At 58.4% G+C, this 2500-nt stretch carries 1 tRNA gene and 2 rRNA genes (1 of these 3 running past the window's edge); all 3 read left to right on the top strand.

Annotated elements, in window-relative coordinates:
• A 23S ribosomal RNA gene (locus tag A9K66_RS01400) occupies positions 1–1261 on the top strand; it begins 1668 nt to the left of the window's first position.
• Between the two features lie 249 nt (positions 1262–1510).
• Positions 1511–1625 (top strand): 5S ribosomal RNA (gene rrf / locus A9K66_RS01395).
• A 210-nt stretch (positions 1626–1835) separates the two neighbouring features.
• Positions 1836–1912: transfer RNA gene (locus tag A9K66_RS01390), tRNA-Met, on the top strand.
• Positions 1913–2500: the final 588 nt, after the last annotated feature.

Below are 2500 nucleotides of genomic sequence, written 5' to 3'. Positions count from 1 at the left end.
CGTACCCGAAACCGACACTGGTGGTCTGGTAGAGTATACCAAGGCGCTTGAGAGAACTATGCTGAAGGAACTCGGCAAATTGCACGCGTAACTTCGGAAGAAGCGTGACCCTTTTTTGCGCAAGCAGAGGAGGGTGGCACAGACCAGGGGGTAGCGACTGTTTATCAAAAACACAGGGCTCTGCGAAGTCGCAAGACGACGTATAGGGTCTGACGCCTGCCCGGTGCTGGAAGGTTAAGAGGAGGGGTGCAAGCTCTGAATCGAAGCCCCAGTAAACGGCGGCCGTAACTATAACGGTCCTAAGGTAGCGAAATTCCTTGTCGGGTAAGTTCCGACCTGCACGAATGGCGTAACGACTTCCCCGCTGTCTCCAGCATAGACTCAGTGAAATTGAATTCCCCGTGAAGATGCGGGGTTCCTGCGGTTAGACGGAAAGACCCCGTGCACCTTTACTATAGCTTTACATTGGCATTCGTAGTGGCATGTGTAGGATAGGTGGTAGGCTTTGAAGCCTGGGCGCCAGCTCAGGTGGAGCCACCCTTGAAATACCACCCTTATCACTATGGATGTCTAACCGCGGCCCGTTATCCGGGTCCGGGACAATGTATGGTGGGTAGTTTGACTGGGGCGGTCGCCTCCTAAAGAGTAACGGAGGCGCGCGATGGTGGGCTCAGAACGGTCGGAAATCGTTCGCTGAGTGCAATGGCATAAGCCTGCCTGACTGCGAGACTGACAAGTCGAGCAGAGACGAAAGTCGGTCATAGTGATCCGGTGGTCCCGTGTGGAAGGGCCATCGCTCAACGGATAAAAGGTACGCCGGGGATAACAGGCTGATGACCCCCAAGAGTCCATATCGACGGGGTTGTTTGGCACCTCGATGTCGACTCATCGCATCCTGGGGCTGGAGCAGGTCCCAAGGGTATGGCTGTTCGCCATTTAAAGCGGTACGTGAGTTGGGTTCAGAACGTCGTGAGACAGTTCGGTCCCTATCTGCCGTGGGTGTAGGAATATTGAAAGGATCTGTCCCTAGTACGAGAGGACCGGGATGGACGGATCTCTGGTGGACCTGTTGTGGCGCCAGCCGCATTGCAGGGTAGCTATATCCGGACGGGATAACCGCTGAAGGCATCTAAGCGGGAAACCCACCTTGAAACGAGTATTCCCTGAGAACCGTGGAAGACGACCACGTTGATAGGCCGGGTGTGGAAGAGCGGCAACGCTTGAAGCTTACCGGTACTAATAGTTCGATCGGCTTGATCGTTCTCATTCCTAATATCCATCCGACAAAGTCGGATGGTCTGCCAGCGCTCACGCATGAGCGGCCCTTACGGGCCTATGCTCCGCGAGGGCGCCGGACGACCGGCGACGCGCAGTCGCGCTTGCGGGCTTCGCCCGTAGGCAAAACGCAGACGTCGCCTTGGCACAAAACGACGATCCTTTGGATCGCGCTTGGCGACGATCCTCGGATCGCGCTTGAACAGCTTCTCGATTTGAACGTGCGTTTCGCCGACCTGGTGGTTATGGCGGAGCGGCTGCACCCGATCCCATTCCGAACTCGGCCGTGAAACGCTCCAGCGCTGATGGTACTTCGTCTCAAGACGCGGGAGAGTAGGTCGCTGCCAGGTCTGCCAAGCGCACGTTCATCTCACATCCGGATCCGGATGCAGACAAATCTTCTCCTTGCGATTGTTGTGATGCATGTCGTTGCCTCAAAACCGCTAACACTTTTGAGCGACATGCATGAGGCCCGCCAAACGGGATCCCGGGCCGCGCAAGCGGCCCTTTCATTGGGCGGTCCCTTGAATACGGTAAGCGCAAACTTACCTCTATGGTGACGCGGGGTGGAGCAGCCCGGTAGCTCGTCAGGCTCATAACCTGAAGGTCACAGGTTCAAATCCTGTCCCCGCAACCAATCCAAAAACGCCCGCCTCGTGCGGGCGTTTTTGTATCTGGCCATACTGGCCGGCTGATGTGAGCGGTCATCAGGCCCGCAAGCAGCGAACCGACGCAGCGCCGGCAGAAAAGCCAAATCCTGTCCCCCACACCAATCCACGGCCCGCCAACGCAGGCCGTTCGCGTTTGCGGCGGCGCGCCTGGATGCGAAGCCGCCAGCGAGGTCCTCGGGAGCAACAAGCACGGCGGCGTCCCGCAGGTAGCGCAGTTGGACACCCCTCGCTCGATCGAAGGATATCAATGAAACCTCGAGCGCCTGTTGGGACATCCTGGCCATTGCGCGAGATCACCGGTTTTCGCCGATAGCGGCTGAACGAAGTGGTGCCGCGATTGACGCCGCCCATGACGAGATCGGTCTGTGCACCGCACGGCGCGGAGCTGCGGCCCGAGGCTGAGGGAGCTCTCATACCTTTCCCCGCTGCATGGCACGTAGAACGCTGACGATCATACAAGAGGGCCTAAGTTCGGCGGATCTCGACGCGCTCGCCGGCGACGCTGGCTGGGTCAAGGCCTGAGCGGCTAGTCGAGTAGCCGAGGTCTCGCGGCT

Origin of the sequence: Mesorhizobium sp. AA23 (assembly GCF_001672435.1) — a bacterium.
In the GTDB taxonomy this organism is placed as follows: domain Bacteria; phylum Pseudomonadota; class Alphaproteobacteria; order Rhizobiales; family Rhizobiaceae; genus Mesorhizobium.
Note: the sequence above shows the minus strand (reverse complement) of the source record. Positions and strands in the feature narration are given on the sequence as shown.